16 protein-coding genes (1 of these 16 cut by a window edge) are annotated in these 14,153 nt (G+C 71.3%); 11 read left to right on the top strand and 5 right to left on the bottom strand.

The genetic code is table 11. From position 1 onward, the window contains the following. The first annotated feature begins 26 nt into the window (after window positions 1–26). Window positions 27–2,648, top strand: coding sequence for an FHA domain-containing protein (locus FGW37_RS07515; RefSeq protein ID WP_179080342.1), 2,622 nt, complete (start codon window positions 27–29; stop codon window positions 2,646–2,648). Window positions 2,649–2,735: 87 nt separating this feature from the next. Here the strand turns inward: FGW37_RS07515 and FGW37_RS07510 are convergent, their stop codons facing one another. Next, complete coding sequence (locus tag FGW37_RS07510) at window positions 2,736–3,440, bottom strand: transglycosylase SLT domain-containing protein (protein ID WP_179080341.1); 705 nt, start codon at window positions 3,438–3,440, stop codon at window positions 2,736–2,738. 339 nt (window positions 3,441–3,779) lie between these two features. After that, a complete protein-coding gene (locus FGW37_RS07505) occupies window positions 3,780–4,478 on the bottom strand; it encodes a nitroreductase family protein (protein WP_179080340.1) in 699 nt (232 codons plus the stop codon). Window positions 4,479–4,600: 122 nt separating this feature from the next. Here FGW37_RS07505 and FGW37_RS07500 point away from each other — a divergent pair, with 122 nt between their 5' ends. The 4 genes from FGW37_RS07500 (at window position 4,601) to FGW37_RS07485 (ending at window position 7,467) form a co-directional block, all read left to right on the top strand. After that, a complete protein-coding gene (locus tag FGW37_RS07500; protein WP_179080339.1) occupies window positions 4,601–5,779 on the top strand; it encodes a GAF domain-containing sensor histidine kinase in 1,179 nt (392 codons plus the stop codon). Then, window positions 5,772–6,419: a response regulator gene (locus tag FGW37_RS07495; protein ID WP_179080338.1), complete on the top strand. Its 648-nt coding sequence runs from the start codon at window positions 5,772–5,774 to the stop codon at window positions 6,417–6,419. Before FGW37_RS07500 ends, FGW37_RS07495 begins: the two co-directional genes overlap by 8 nt. Window positions 6,420–6,582: 163 nt before the next feature. Continuing rightward, window positions 6,583–6,822 (top strand): chaplin, encoded by a 240-nt coding sequence (locus tag FGW37_RS07490; protein WP_058045022.1) that lies wholly within the window; start codon window positions 6,583–6,585, stop codon window positions 6,820–6,822. A gap of 180 nt (window positions 6,823–7,002) precedes the next feature. Further along, window positions 7,003–7,467, top strand: a complete 465-nt coding sequence (locus FGW37_RS07485; RefSeq protein WP_179080337.1) for a chaplin — start codon at window positions 7,003–7,005, stop codon at window positions 7,465–7,467. A 94-nt stretch (window positions 7,468–7,561) separates the two neighbouring features. On the opposite strand, the gene FGW37_RS07480 is transcribed toward FGW37_RS07485, so the two are convergent. Then, window positions 7,562–8,368, bottom strand: coding sequence for a hypothetical protein (locus FGW37_RS07480; protein WP_179080336.1), 807 nt, complete (start codon window positions 8,366–8,368; stop codon window positions 7,562–7,564). A gap of 90 nt (window positions 8,369–8,458) precedes the next feature. On the opposite strand from FGW37_RS07480, the gene FGW37_RS07475 reads away from it, so the two are divergent. The 4 genes from FGW37_RS07475 to FGW37_RS07460 all read left to right on the top strand — a co-directional run bounded on the left by FGW37_RS07475 (window position 8,459) and on the right by FGW37_RS07460 (window position 11,717). Next, complete coding sequence (locus FGW37_RS07475) at window positions 8,459–9,268, top strand: ABC transporter ATP-binding protein (protein ID WP_058045023.1); 810 nt, start codon at window positions 8,459–8,461, stop codon at window positions 9,266–9,268. A 69-nt stretch (window positions 9,269–9,337) separates the two neighbouring features. Beyond that, on the top strand, window positions 9,338–9,760 hold the full coding sequence (locus FGW37_RS07470) for an NfeD family protein (RefSeq protein ID WP_107105644.1): 423 nt from the start codon (window positions 9,338–9,340) through the stop codon (window positions 9,758–9,760). A 157-nt stretch (window positions 9,761–9,917) separates the two neighbouring features. Beyond that, window positions 9,918–10,862 (top strand): SPFH domain-containing protein, encoded by a 945-nt coding sequence (locus FGW37_RS07465; protein WP_058045024.1) that lies wholly within the window; start codon window positions 9,918–9,920, stop codon window positions 10,860–10,862. An 84-nt stretch (window positions 10,863–10,946) separates the two neighbouring features. Next, window positions 10,947–11,717 carry a sulfite exporter TauE/SafE family protein gene (locus tag FGW37_RS07460; protein ID WP_179080335.1) on the top strand — a complete coding sequence of 257 codons (771 nt, stop codon included), beginning with the start codon at window positions 10,947–10,949 and terminating at the stop codon, window positions 11,715–11,717. On the opposite strand, the gene FGW37_RS07455 is transcribed toward FGW37_RS07460, so the two are convergent. Further along, window positions 11,714–12,208, bottom strand: a complete 495-nt coding sequence (locus FGW37_RS07455; protein WP_179080334.1) for an HNH endonuclease — start codon at window positions 12,206–12,208, stop codon at window positions 11,714–11,716. The genes FGW37_RS07460 and FGW37_RS07455 overlap by 4 nt on opposite strands. A 436-nt stretch (window positions 12,209–12,644) precedes the next feature. Then, on the bottom strand, window positions 12,645–13,184 hold the full coding sequence (locus FGW37_RS07450) for a YbhB/YbcL family Raf kinase inhibitor-like protein (protein WP_179080333.1): 540 nt from the start codon (window positions 13,182–13,184) through the stop codon (window positions 12,645–12,647). Between the two features lie 94 nt (window positions 13,185–13,278). On the opposite strand from FGW37_RS07450, the gene FGW37_RS07445 reads away from it, so the two are divergent. Next, window positions 13,279–13,746: a guanyl-specific ribonuclease gene (locus FGW37_RS07445; RefSeq protein WP_246430304.1), complete on the top strand. Its 468-nt coding sequence runs from the start codon at window positions 13,279–13,281 to the stop codon at window positions 13,744–13,746. Beyond that, window positions 13,743–14,153, top strand: the 5' portion of a protein-coding gene (locus tag FGW37_RS07440; RefSeq protein ID WP_179080332.1) for a barstar family protein. It continues 21 nt past the right edge of the window; the window shows 411 of its 432 coding nt (coding positions 1–411); the start codon lies at window positions 13,743–13,745; the stop codon falls past the right edge of the window. Before FGW37_RS07445 ends, FGW37_RS07440 begins: the two co-directional genes overlap by 4 nt.

Genomic DNA, 14,153 nt, shown 5'->3' with positions numbered 1-14,153 from the left:
GCAGGGGGCTCATCGGGGGACAAGTAGTGGGGCATGGAGTGCCGGAACTCGTACTGGAATTGAATGGACAGACCTGGACGCTTGATCCGTCCAGGTCCTACACCCTCGGGCGGGATCCGCAGGGTGACATGGTGCTGCAGGACGCCCGCGTCTCGTGGCGGCACGCCACCGTACGGTGGGAGGGCCGCAGTTGGGTCATCGAGGACCACGGCAGCACCAACGGCACGTACGTGCAGGGCCAGCGGATCCACCACATGGAGATCGGCCCCGGCTCGACGGTGCACCTGGGCAACGCGACGGACGGACCGCGGCTGAACCTGAGCGCCGGTGCCGCCGGCGCCGGTGCCGGCGTCCCGGCCGCGGACCTCTACAGCGCGCAGACCGCCATGGCCGCGCCGCTGCACCAGGCTCCGCCGCAGCACACGCCGCACCAGCCGCCGCAGCACCAGCAGCCCGGCGGCTGGCAGCAGCCGGGGCAGTACCAGCCGCAGCAGCACCAGCCGCCGCAGCAGCACCAGCAGCCCGGCGGCTGGCAGCAGCCCCCGCAGCAGGCGTACGTCCCCCAGCAGCCGGGACCCGGCGCGCACCAGCCCCCGGCGCACGGCGGCACGCCCTCGCAGGGCGGCGCCCCGCCCGTCTACGGCGACCGCAGCCCGACCAGCTTCCACCAGATGGCCGTCGGCCGCGGCACGATGCGCATCGGTCGTGCCCTGGAGAACGAGCTGGTCGTCTCCGACCTCCAGGTCTCCCGGCACCACGCCGAGTTCCGCTCCACCGGCGACGGCCGCTTCGAGATCGTCGACCTCGGCAGCCACAACGGCACCTACGTCAACGGTCAGCCGGTCCGCCAGCAGATCATCGGCCCCAACGACATCGTCGGTGTCGGTCACTCCACCTTCCGCCTGGTCGGCGACCGGCTGGAGGAGTTCGTCGACACCGGCGACGTCTCCTTCTCCGCCCGCCACCTGACGGTCACCGTCGACGGCGGCAAGCAGATCCTCAAGGACGTCTCCTTCGGCGTCCCCGAGAAGTCGCTGATCGCCGTCATCGGCCCCTCCGGCTCCGGCAAGTCCACCCTCCTCAAGGCGCTCACCGGCTACCGGCCCGCCAACGAGGGCGACGTCCTCTACGACAACCGGAATCTCTACAAGCAGTTCGCCGAGCTGCGCCAGCGCATCGGCCTCGTCCCGCAGGACGACATCCTGCACAAGGAGCTCACCGTCCGGAAGGCGCTGCGCTACGCGGCCAAGCTCCGCTTCCCCGGTGACACCGCGGCCTCCGAGCGCGAGGCCCGGATAGACGAGGTGCTGCGCGAGCTCAAGCTCGACGTCCACAAGGACAAGAAGGTCACCGCCCTCTCCGGCGGCCAGCGCAAGCGCGTCTCGGTGGCCCTGGAGCTGCTGACCAAGCCCTCGCTGATCTTCCTGGACGAGCCCACCTCCGGCCTCGACCCGGGCATGGACCGCGACGTCATGCAGCTGCTGCGCGGCCTCGCGGACGACGGCCGCACGGTCCTGGTGGTCACCCACTCCGTCGCCGAGCTCGCGCTCTGCGACAAGCTGCTCGTCATGGCCCCCGGTGGTTCCGTCGCCTACTTCGGCCCCCCGGAGGAAGCGCTCAACTTCTTCGGCTACGAGACCTGGGCGGACGTCTTCTCGGCCTTCGAGAACTACCGCGACTACGACTGGTCGGGCCGCTGGCGCGGCTCGCAGCACTACCAGATGTACGCGGCCGACATCGACGCCGTCGCCCCGCAGTCGGTGCACGTCCAGCCGCAGATGGTGCGCCCGCCGAAGGCCCAGAGCTGGGGCTCCCAGCTGTGGACGCTGATGCGCCGCTACACCTCCGTCATCGCCTCGGACCGCGGCTTCATGGCCCTGATGCTGATCCTCCCGGCCGTCCTCGGCGGTGTCAGCACGGTCATCCCGTCCGACTTCGGCCTCGGGCCGGCGACCAAGGGCCACTTCAACCAGGACGCCGGCACGATCATGCTGATCCTCGCGGTCGGCATGTGCTTCTCCGGCGCCGCCAACTCCGTCCGTGAGCTGATCAAGGAACGGGTGATCTACGAACGGGAACGGGCCGTCGGCCTGTCCCGCTCCGCGTACCTGATGTCCAAGGTGGTCATCCTCGGCCTGATCACCGCGGTGCAGGGCGCCCTCATCTGCGCCATCGGCTTCTCGGTGCGCAAGCTGCCGGAGAACGGCCTGGTCTTCAAGGCGGCGCCCGCCCTCGAGCTCTGCCTGGTGATCATCGCCCTGGGCTTCACCTGCATGATGATCGGCCTGGTCATCTCCGCGCTGGTGAAGACCGCCGAGAAGACCATGCCGCTGCTGGTCATGTTCGCGATCGTCCAGGTCGTCTTCACCGGCATCCTGTTCAAGATCTACGACTCGCCGGGCATCGAGCAGTTCGCCTGGCTGATGCCGGCCCGCTGGGCCATCGCCGGCGTCGGCACCACGCTGGACCTCTCACACGTCATGGCCCCGTTCGACAAGGCCAGGCCCCCCAAGCTCGACCCGCTCTGGGAGCACACCGCCACCCAGTGGACGATCGACATCGTGGCCCTGATCGTCATCGGCATCGCCTGTGGCTTCGCAGTCGCACGTTTGCTGCGCCGCCACGAGCCGGAGGTCATGCGCAAGTAGTCCGCGCCCGTTCCGCACATACGCCGAAGGGCGGCACCCGCACCGGGTGCCGCCCTTCGGCGTATGTCGTCGTCCGCGCTCTCGCCCTTAGTAGGCGGAGTTCACGTTGTCCATGGAGCCGTAGACCTTCCACGCGTAGTTGCACGCGGCGGTGATGTTGGCGACCGGGTCGTAGATGTCCCAGGAGGTGCCCTCGACGTGGTACGCCTTGAAGGTCGGGTCGATCACCTGGAGCAGGCCCTTGGAGGGGATGCCCTTGGCGGCGTTGGAGTCCCAGAGGTTGATGGCCTTCGGGTTGCCGGTCGACTCCCGCATGATGTTGCGGTGGATGCCGGCGTAGGAACCCGGGATGCCCTTGGCCTTCATGACGTCGAGGGCTTCCTTGATCCAGCCGTCGAGGTTGTCGGCGTAGGTCTTCGGAGCCGGGGCGGGCGCGGCCTGGACCGGCTTGCGCTCCGCCGAACGGCTCGCGGCCTCCTTCTCGGCGCGCTCCTTGTCGGCCTTCGCCTTGGCGGCGGCCTCGTCGTCCGCCTTCTTCTTGGCCTCGGCCTGGGCCTTCGCCTGCTTGGCGGCGTTGTCGGCCTGCTTGCCGATCTGCTCCCGCTGGTCCTGGGCGCCGAAGGCCTCTGCGCTCCACGCGACGGGCTTGACGGCGATGGGCTGCTTGTCCGCGTCGGCGGAGCCCGGTATCGCGGCGACCGCCAGAGCGGCGACGGCTGCGGCGGAGACGCCGGCGGCGGTGAACTTCTGGACCTTGGACAGGCGGCTATAACCAGAGATGGGGGAGCGCATGCTGAGCTGAACCTCTTCCGATCGCATGAAGTCGCAGTGGCCCGGATCGGCGCGAATGAGCGCCGCGTCTCGATCGACGGCGCCGTGCGACGTGGAGAATTCTTAGCGGCCGCAAAATGCTGTGGCAAAGGTGCGACGTACTACCCGGCTTCGTTGCCGAGGCCCTGCGGGGAGGGGTAAAGGGAAGGTCAAAAGGGCCCCTGCCACCCGCTTACGCCGGTTTTATGCGCCCACTAGGCGAGGTCGTAGGTGACGTGCGTCCTATGTGCGGCGTCACACCGGGCGAGCGCTCCCGTCGCCCGGTGCGACCGGTTCCGCACACAGCGTGCCCGTTCGGGCTCAGACCTCCACCAGCACCTGATCGAGGCTCTTGCGCACCAGGTCCGGCACCTGGCAGTCGTCCGCCGGATAGCCGACGGGGATCACCGCGAACGCCTTCTCGTTCACCGGACGGCCCAGCACCTCGGACAGGAAACGCATCGGGCTCGGCGTGTGCACCAGGGCGGCGAGCCCCGACAGGTGCAGCGCGGACAGCAGCATCCCGACCGCGATGCCGACCGACTCGTCCACGTAGTAGTGCTTGCGCTTCTCCCCGTCCTCGCCGAGCCAGTACCGCTGCTGGAAGACCACGATCAGCGCGGGCGCGTCCGTCAGGTGCGGCTTGACCTCGTCCGTGCCCAGCGGCCGCAGGGCCGCCAGCCACTCCTCGCCCAGCCGGCCCGCGTACGAGAGCTGCTCCTCCTCCTCCGCGGCGGCACGGATGCGCCGCCGCACCGCGGGGTCCTTCACCAGGACGAAGGTCCACGGCTGCTGGTGCGCCCCGGAGGGCGCGGTGGCCGCGCACGCGATGGCGTCCCGGACCACCTGCTCCGGCACCGGGTCGGCGGAGAACTGCCGTACCGTCCGCCGCCCGTCCATCCGCTCGCGCAGCTCCGCGGCGCGGGCGAGGGACTCCTGGGCGGGCATCCGGGAGGGCCGGTAGGGCACGGGCCGGTAGGACTCACCGTGGGTGGGTGTCCACTGGGTTGGTATAGACATGATGAGTACATGCCCACGGCAGGGGGCGGGCAGCCACCCGACCACCGGCCTAGGCCGAACGACTCAGGCCCGGCCGCCGCCGGCCTGATCCCGGGCCCCGCGGCCCTCGCTACCGTAAAGCCATGACCAATGGCCCCCGCTCCGGCCTCACCGCCGTGAGCACCGCACTCCTCGCCATGAACAGACACCTGCAGGTGCACGACGTCCTCAAGACGATCGTCGTCTCCGCCCGGGAGCTGCTGGACGCCCGGTACGCGGCCCTCGGCGTCCCGGACGACCACGGCGGCTTCGCCCAGTTCGTCGTCGACGGGGTCAGCGACGAGCAGTGGAAAGCCATCGGCCCCTTGCCCCGCCAGCACGGCGTCCTCGCCGCGATGATCCAGCACGCGACCCCCGAGCGCCTCGCCGACGTCCGCTCGGACCCCCGCTTCGGCGGCTGGCCCGCCGCCCACCCCGACATGCGCGACTTCATCGGCATGCCGGTCGCGGACGGCGACGAGGTCCTTGGCGCGCTCTTCCTCGCCAACAAGAGGCGCCCCGCCCGCGCCGGCGAGCCGCCCTGCGGCCTCGAGGAGGCGGGCCGCACCTGCGGCTTCACCGCGGAGGACGAGGAGCTGCTGAGCGTGCTCGCCCAGCACGCGGCCATAGCCCTCACCAACGCCCGCCTCTACGAGCGCAGCCGCGAGCTGACCATCGCCGAGGAGCGCGCCCGCCTCTCCCACGAGCTGCACGACGCCGTCGCCCAGAAGCTCTTCTCGCTGCGGCTGACCGCCCAGGCCGCCGCAGCCCTCGTCGACCGCGACCCCGCCCGCGCCAAGGAGGAGCTGCACGAGGCCGCCCGGCTCGCCGCGGAGGCCACGGACGAGCTGCGGGCCGCGGTCGTGGAGCTGCGGCCCGCAGGGCTGGACGAGGACGGCCTCGTCGCGACCCTGCGCACCCAGGTCCAGGTCCTCGACCGGGCCCACACCGCCAAGGTCACCTTCGCCTCGCACGGCGTACGGGCCCTGCCGGCCGCCCAGGAGGAGGCCCTGCTGCGCGTGGCCCAGGAGGCCCTGCACAACGCCCTGCGCCACTCCGGAGCGGGCCGCGTCCAGGTCACCCTCACCCGGGCGGGCCAGGGCGCGGCGCTGTGCGTCGCCGACGACGGCTGCGGCTTCGAGCCCGAGGCCGTCCGCCGGGCCGGGCGCCACCTCGGCCTCGTGTCGATGCGCGACCGCGCGAGCGGCGTCGGCGGCAGTCTGACCGTTACCTCGGAGCCCGGGATGGGCACCGCGATCGAGATGGAGGTGCCCGGTGGCTGAAGGCGTGATCCGCGTGGTGCTGGTGGACGACCACCAGGTGGTCCGCAGGGGCCTGCGCACCTTCCTGGAGGTCCAGGACGACATCGAGGTGGTGGGGGAGGCGGCGGACGGCGCGGAGGGCGTCGAGCGTACGGAGGAGCTGCGCCCGGACGTCGTCCTCATGGACGTGAAGATGCCCGGGACCGACGGGATCGAGGCGCTGCGCCGGCTGCGGGAGCTGGAGAACCCCGCCCGGGTGCTGATCGTCACCAGCTTCACCGAGCAGCGCACGGTCATCCCGGCCCTGCGCGCGGGTGCGGCGGGCTACGTCTACAAGGACGTGGACCCCGACGCCCTGGCGGGCGCGATCCGCTCGGTGCACGCGGGCCACGTCCTGCTGCAGCCCGAGGTGGCGGGGGCGCTGCTGTCGCAGGAGGAGGCCGGGAGCGGGGGCCAGGGGCGGGGCAACGCGCTGACCGAGCGGGAGCGGGAGGTGCTGGCGCTGATCGCGGACGGCCGTTCGAACCGGGAGATCGCCCGCGCGCTGGTGCTCTCGGAGAAGACCGTCAAGACCCACGTGTCGAACATTCTGATGAAGCTGGACCTCGCCGACCGGACGCAGGCGGCGCTGTGGGCCGTCCGACATGGGATCGGAGCTTGATCGGCACGGCCCCGCGGCAAAGCGGAACGTCGCGTTCTGATCAGAGATTCATACGACCGTGTGGTGGTCGCTCCGGCCCCGCAACCCGAATGGCCGCGGCCCGTTCTCCATGGCGTACCGCGGCGGCTGGCCGTGGCAACGCCCTAGGAAGGTCATAAGAAGAGTGAAGAACATGAAGAAGGCCGCAGTCATCACCATCGCCGCCGGCGGTCTCGCCCTCGCCGGTGCCGGTGCCGCCTCTGCGCACGCCCAGGCCGACGGCACGGCGAAGAACTCCCCGGGTGTCGCCTCCGGCAATGTCGTCCAGGTTCCGGTGAAGGTCGGCGCCAACCTCTGCGGCAACACCATCAGCATCGTCGGCGTCCTGAACCCGGCCGCCGGCAACCTCTGCGTCAACAAGTAGTACCGGTGCATCCCGCCTGCCCGGCGCGCCCTGCATAGCCCGGGCAGGCGCGGACGAGCAATCGTCCGAACGAGGGCAACACCGCCGATGGCCGTGCCATCGGCGGTGCGCTGGCGTTCATCACTACGCGACCCCGCGGCTGGGGCCGCCGAGAACGTCAGCAGAAGGAAGACCCTCACCATGAACAGTGCCAAGAAAGCCGCTCTCGCCCTGGCGGTCACGGGGCTCGCCGTCGGTTCCACTGTGGGCGTCGCGTCCGCTCACGACCACGGTGACCGCCAGGTGCACCAGCACCGTCACCACCCCGGGGGCGCCATCGCCAACGGCGCCGCCAAGGGCTCGCCGGGCGTCGTCTCCGGCAACGTCATCCAGATCCCGGTGCAGGTGCCGCTGAACGTCTGCGGCAACACCATCGACATCCTGATCGGCCTGCTGAACCCGACCTTCGGGAACACCTGCGTCAACGCCAGCTCCGGCTGGGACGAGCACCGTAGCTACCACGAGCACCGTGGTCACCACGAGGGCCGTCACCACGACAAGCACGACTGGAACGGCCACGGCAAGCACGGTCACAACGGCCACGACGGTCACAACGGCCATGATGGTCACAACGGCCACTGGGGTGGCCACGACGGGCGTCACTGACCCGTACCGGCGCAACGGGAAGGCCCCGCGGACTTCCGGGTCCGCGGGGCCTTCCCGCGCTTTCGCACTTCCCGCACGACCGGCGGTCACCGGCTCAGTGCCGCTTGCGGGCCCTCTCCTCGACGATCGCGTTGTACGCGGCCACCTGGGCCCGCCGGGCCGTCCGCTCCACCGGCCGCAGCGCCTGCGCCCGCGCCGCTATCTCCGACGCGCTCACCGCGGCCCCGTGCTCGCGGCCGCCGCCGTCCCCCGGCTCGTGGGCGATCGCGATCAGCGCCCCCACGCGCTGCGCCAGCTCCAGCACGCGCACGGCCCGCGGCGGATACCCCGGTGCCAGCACCTCGCGCCCGCGCTCCGCCCGCGCCCGGTATGCCTCCAGTGCTGCCTGCGCCACCGGCCCCGACCCCGCCACGTCCAGCCGCGTGAGCATCTCCGTGGCCTCCCGCAGGGCCTCCGCGAGCTCCCGCTCGGCCTCCCCGAGCGAGGGCACGTCCGCCGGCGGCGCGTCCCGTACGGGCAGGCAGTGCCAGACGACCTCGACGTGCACGTCGCCCTCCGGCCCGGCCTCGTACACCTCCGGTACGAGCCCCAGCGCGGCCCCCGTGGCGACGACCGCCTCCCCGGCCTCCTGGGCGCGGGCATTGAACTCCGGCGGGCCGCTGAGGCCCAGCGGGTGGCCGGGGGCCGGCAGGGCGAGGCGCAGTCCCGTGGCCCCCAGCGCCCGCAGCCGGCCGAGGGCGAGCGTCAGGCCGACGGGGCCGGATTCACCGGGAAGGCCCACGACGCGGTGGACGGCGTCATCCCCGGTGATCCGGTGCGCGGCGTCATCAGGTGCGGCAAACCCGGCAATGAGGGCATTTCCCCACGCGGTGAGCCGCCCTGAGCGATGTTCATCGAGCATGGCCACCAGCCTAAGGACTGGTGTCCCCGGCGGGTGGCGTAGGTTTTCCCTGGGGGCTGCGCTTACCGGCGCCGCGACGACGAGACTGCAATGGGAGACAACGCGCTCATGAGCGAAGTGCTGGAACTGGTGGACGTATCCGTGGTCCGCGAGGGCCGGGCTCTGGTGGACCAGGTCTCCTGGTCGGTCAAGGAGGGGGAGCGCTGGGTCATCCTCGGCCCCAACGGCGCCGGCAAGACCACCCTCCTGAATGTCGCCTCCAGCTACCTCTTCCCGACCACGGGCACGGTCAAGGTCCTGGGCGAGAAGCTCGGCGCGGTCGACGTCTTCGAGCTGCGCCCGCGCATCGGCGTGGCGGGCATCGCCCTCGCCGACAAGCTGCCGCGCAGCCAGACCGTCCTGGAGACGGTCCTCACCGCCGCCTACGGCATGACGGCCACCTGGCAGGAGAGCTACGAGGAGGTCGACGAGCAGCGCGCCCGCGCCTTCCTCGACGTCCTCGGCATGACGGACCTGCTGGACCGCAAGTTCGGCACCCTCTCCGAGGGCGAGCGCAAGCGCACCCTCATCGCCCGCGCGATGATGACCGACCCCGAGCTGCTGCTCCTCGACGAGCCCGCCGCGGGTCTCGACCTCGGCGGCCGCGAGGACCTCGTGCGCCGCCTCGGCCGGCTCGCCCGTGACCCGCTCGCCCCCTCGATGATCATGGTCACCCACCACGTCGAGGAGATCCCCGCGGGCTTCACCCACGTCCTGATGATCCGTCAGGGCAAGGTGCTGGCCGCCGGCCCCGTCGAGCTGGAGCTCACCTCCCGCAACCTCTCCCACTGCTTCGGCCTCCCGCTGGTCGTCGAGCGCAGGGGCGACCGCTGGACGGCCCAGGGCCTGCCGCTCTCCTGACCCGCAACCAGGGCGCCCGGCTCCCGGGCACCCTGTCCCGGGGGCGGTCACCGCGCCTACCATGACCACGTGGACACATGGGTGTGGTGGCTGGTGGCCGCCGTCGGACTGGGCATCCCGCTGGTGGTGACCGCGATGCCCGAGTTCGGCATGCTCGCTCTCGGCGCCGTGGCCGCCGCCGTGACCAATGCGCTGGGTGCGGGCACCGTGGCGCAGTTCGTCGTCTTCGCCGCCGTCTCGGTCGCCCTCATCGCCGTCGTGCGCCCGGTCGCCATGCGGCACCGCGCCCAGCGGCCCGAGCTGGCGAGCGGCGTGGAGGCCCTCAAGGGACGGCAGGCCGTCGTCCTGGAGCGGGTCGACGGCAGCGGCGGCCGGATCAAGCTCGCCGGTGAGATCTGGTCGGCCCGCGCCCTCGACTCCGAGCGCACCTTCGAGGCCGGCGAGCACGTCGACGTCGTCGAGATCGAGGGCGCCACGGCCATCGTGATGTGACGCGGTGTCCATGACGGCGGTGTCCGCGAAGCGGCGTCCGTGGAAGCGATGCCCGTGAAGTGCGGTCAACGCCTGCACGGCGGCACCGCGTTCTGAAAGACTCGAACTGGATCAACCCGGTCCACCCGATCAACGACCAGAGGCACGGGGAGCCCCGATGGAACCGATCATCATCGTCCTGATCATCTTGGTGGTGCTCGTCTTCATCGCCCTCATGAAGACGGTGCAGGTCATTCCGCAGGCCAGCGCCGCCATCGTGGAGCGCTTCGGCCGCTACACCCGCACCCTCAACGCCGGCCTGAACATCGTCGTCCCCTTCATCGACTCCATCCGCAACCGCATCGACCTGCGCGAGCAGGTCGTGCCGTTCCCCCCGCAGCCGGTGATCACCCAGGACAACCTGGTCGTCAACATCGACACCGTCATCTACTACCAGGTGACCGACGCCCGCGCCGCCACCTACGAGGTCTCCAGCTTCATCCAGGCCATCGAGCAGCTCACCGTCACCACCCTGCGCAACATCATCGGCGGGATGGACCTGGAGCGGACCCTCACCTCCCGCGAGGAGATCAACGCCGCCCTCCGCGGCGTCCTCGACGAGGCCACCGGCAAGTGGGGCATCCGCGTCAACCGCGTCGAGCTCAAGGCCATCGAGCCCCCGACCTCCATCCAGGACTCGATGGAGAAGCAGATGCGCGCCGACCGTGACAAGCGCGCCGCGATCCTCACCGCCGAGGGCATCCGCCAGTCGCAGATCCTCACTGCCGAGGGCGAGAAGCAGTCCGCGATCCTGCGCGCCGAGGGCGAGGCCAGGGCCGCCGCCCTGCGCGCCGAGGGCGAGGCCCAGGCCATCCGTACGGTCTTCGAGTCCATCCACGCCGGAGACGCCGACGAGAAGCTGCTCGCCTACCAGTACCTCCAGATGCTCCCGAAGATCGCCGAAGGCGACGCCAACAAGCTCTGGATCGTGCCCAGCGAGATCGGCGACGCCCTCAAGGGCCTGAGCGGCGCCGTCGGCAACCTCGGCCCCATGGGCGGAGCGCCCAAGTCCCCCCGGTCCCCCAAGGAGCCTCCGCGCCGCGAGCAGCCCGGCATCGACTGACGGCCTCCCTCTCCTGCATGATCAGCAAGGCCCCTCGACCTTCCACGGCGGGGAGGCGACACCCTGATCATGAAGGAGATGGCCTTGTCCATCTGGGAAGCACTCGCGGTCTTCGCCGCCGGCATCGGCGCGGGCACCATCAACACCATCGTCGGCTCCGGCACCCTGTTCACCTTCCCGGTGCTCCTCGCCGTCGGCCTGCCGCCGGTGACCGCCAACGTCTCCAACACCATCGGCCTGGTCACCGGCAACATCAGCGGCACCCTCGGCTACCGGCGTGAACTCCGCGGCCAGCGCGCCCGTGCCGTCCGCCTCGGCCTCACCGCCCTCGTCGGCGGCCTCGCCGGAGCCGTCCTGCTGCTGGCCCTGCCCTCGAAGGCGTTCGACGCCATCGTGCCCGCCCTCATCGGCATCGCCCTGGTCCTCGTCGTCCTCCAGCCCCGCCTCGCCAAGGCCCTGGCCCGCCGCCGCGAACGCAACGGCACCGAGGACGAGCGCACCGACGGCGGCCCCGCCCTCCTCACCGGCCTGCTCCTGGCCAGCGCCTACGGCGGCTATTTCGGTGCGGCCCAGGGGGTCCTCTACCTCTCCCTCATGGGCCTGCTCCTGCGCGACGACCTCCAGCGCATCAACGCCCTCAAGAACCTCCTGGCCGTCATCGTCAACGGCGTCGCCGCACTCTTCTTCGTCTTCGTCGCCCACGTCGACTGGACCGCAGTCCTGCTCGTCGCCGCCGGCTCCACCCTCGGCGGGCAGATAGGCGCCAAGGTCGGCCGCCGCCTCTCGCCCACGGCGCTGCGGGGCGTCATCGTCGCCGTGGGCGTCGTCGCCATCGTGCAGATGGTGCTGCGCTAGGCCGCCGAGCTGCGCCGGACGGGGGCGCCGTACGCCCCCGTCGCCAGCAGCAGCGACTCCGCCGGAGTGGGCTCGAACGGCAGGTTCAGCAACGGCATCCCCGCCTGCTCCGGCGTCCGGTCCGCCTTGCGGTGGTTGTCCTCCGCGCACGCCGCGACCGTATTCAGCCAGCTGTCCTCGCCGCCGCGCGACCGGGGCACCACGTGGTCCACGGTCGTGGCCCGCCGCCCGCAGTACGCGCACCGGTGCCCGTCCCGCACCAGCACCCCCCTTCGTGACCAGGGCGCCCGTCTTCGGAACGGCACCCGGACGTACCGGCAGAGCCTGATCACCTGCGGTGCGGGCACGTCGACCGCGGGGCCCCGCACCCGGCGCCCCGGGCGGGCCTGCTCGACCACGGCCTTGCCCTGCAGGACGAGCACCACCGCACGCCGCAGCGACACCGTCGCCAGCGGCTCGAAGCTCGCATTGAGGACCAGCGTCTCCCGCATCCCGGCCACCTCCCGGATCACCCCCGCCCCAGCGGCGAGATGGCTCAACTGTGCCGGGGCCGTTGCACAGCGGACAACGCAATTTCAATGCTGCGCAAAGGAGTTGGAGGCGGATGAAGGAGAAGAAGGCAGGGGAGAGGGCGGGGGGTTGAAGAAGGGGGGGCAACGCTCCGGGCCCTTCCCCCGTAACGAACACGGGCCCGGAGCGTACGGCAGCGGACGCGGTCGCCCGGCACGCAGCCCGGCTCCGGCAGACCGCGGGCGCAACTGCGCCCCGCCGCCCCCGCCACTGCGGTGTCCACTGCCCAACGGCCATGCGGGGCCGTCAGCCATGCACCACTGTGCGATTCAAGGGCGGCGGGGCGCAACGGAATTTCCGGTCGCACCACGCCGGTACGGGCCCGCGCGGCACGCACGACGGGCCCGCGCAGGAGCCTCAGCCCGCGGCCGGCGCCTCGTACTCACCGATCAGCTGAGCCCGCCCCAGCGCATGGAACCGCAGGTGGAAGCCCACCACCGCCGGCGAGGCGTCCGCGTCCGGACCGAGCTTCTCCTGGTCCACCGCGTACACCGTGAACACGTAGCGGTGCGACCCGTCGCCCCGCGGCGGAGCGGCACCGCCGAAGTCCCGCGTGCCGTAGTCGTTGCGCGCGTGCACCGCGCCCGCCGGAAGCCCCTTCATGTCCCCGCTGCCCGCGCCCGCCGGAAGCTCCGTCACCGAGGCCGGGATGTCGAACAGCACCCAGTGCCAGAACCCGCTGCCCGTCGGCGCGTCCGGGTCATAGCACGTCACCGCGAAGCTCTTCGTGTTCGCGGGGAAGCCCTCCCAGCGCAGCTGCGGAGAGACGTTCCCACCGCTGTGGACCTGATCCCGGCCGAGCGTCCCACCATCCGTCAGATCATCGCTGGCCACCGCGAACGAGGGCACCGGCGGATGGAAATCGTGGGGGAGCGGCCGTCGCTTCTGCTCGGACACCTCTGCGCCTCCTGTAACGCGCGGGAATGCTGCGGAACACTGAAGACGTCAGCCTAACGAGCCCTCAGGGGCTGCGGCTGAGACCATACGAAGCGTGCTTCGACAGTTTGGCCCCATCGGGCGACCGGCCGGGCGCGCCCTGCGCACCCTGACCGTCCTCCTCGCCGCCCTCCCCCTGCTCCTCCTGCCCGCCTGCTCCTCCTCCGACGGCGGCAGCGGCAAGAAGGGCGGGGGCGGCGGCGCCTCGACCGCCGCACCGCCCACACCCTCGTGGGCGCACGGCATGAAGACCGTCTCGCGGGAGAAGCTGCCGCCCGAGGCCCGCAAGACCCTCGACCTCATCGACAAGGGCGGACCCTTCCCGTACGACAAGGACGGCACCGTCTTCGGCAACTACGAGAACCGGCTGCCGAAACAGACCCGCGGCTATTACCACGAGTACACCGTCCCCACGCCCGGCGCCCGCAACCGCGGCGCCCGCCGCATCATCACCGGCAGCCACGCCGAGCGCTACTACACCAGCGACCACTACCAGACCTTCGAAGCGGTGGTACAGCCATGACGGACCTGCTGCCCGCACCCGGACTCACCGGACTCCTCCTCGGTACGACCCCGCCCGGCGTCTACCGGCTGCCGCCCAGCGACACCACGCCCCGCGTCGTGTCGCTCGCCGCGGAAGCCGACTGGCGCGGGGCCACCCTGCACCTCGGCGGGGTCACCACCAAGACGGCCTTCCTCGCGCGGTGCGCCACCGACCTGGAGTTCCCCGAGTGGTTCGGCCGCAACTGGGACGCCCTCGCCGACTGCCTCACCGACCTCTCGTGGTGGCGCGAGGAAGGCAAGGCGCGCGGCTACCTGGTCCTCGCCGAGGAGTGGACGGCCTTCCGCAAGGCGTCACCGAAGGACGCCCGCACGGCGGAGGCGATCTTCGGCGACGCCGTCGACTACTGGGCCGAGGCGGAGACACCG

It is taken from the genome of Streptomyces rectiverticillatus, from assembly GCF_013394065.1.
In the GTDB taxonomy this organism is placed as follows: domain Bacteria; phylum Actinomycetota; class Actinomycetes; order Streptomycetales; family Streptomycetaceae; genus Streptomyces; species Streptomyces rectiverticillatus.
This window is presented reverse-complemented; position numbering and strand designations above follow the sequence as displayed.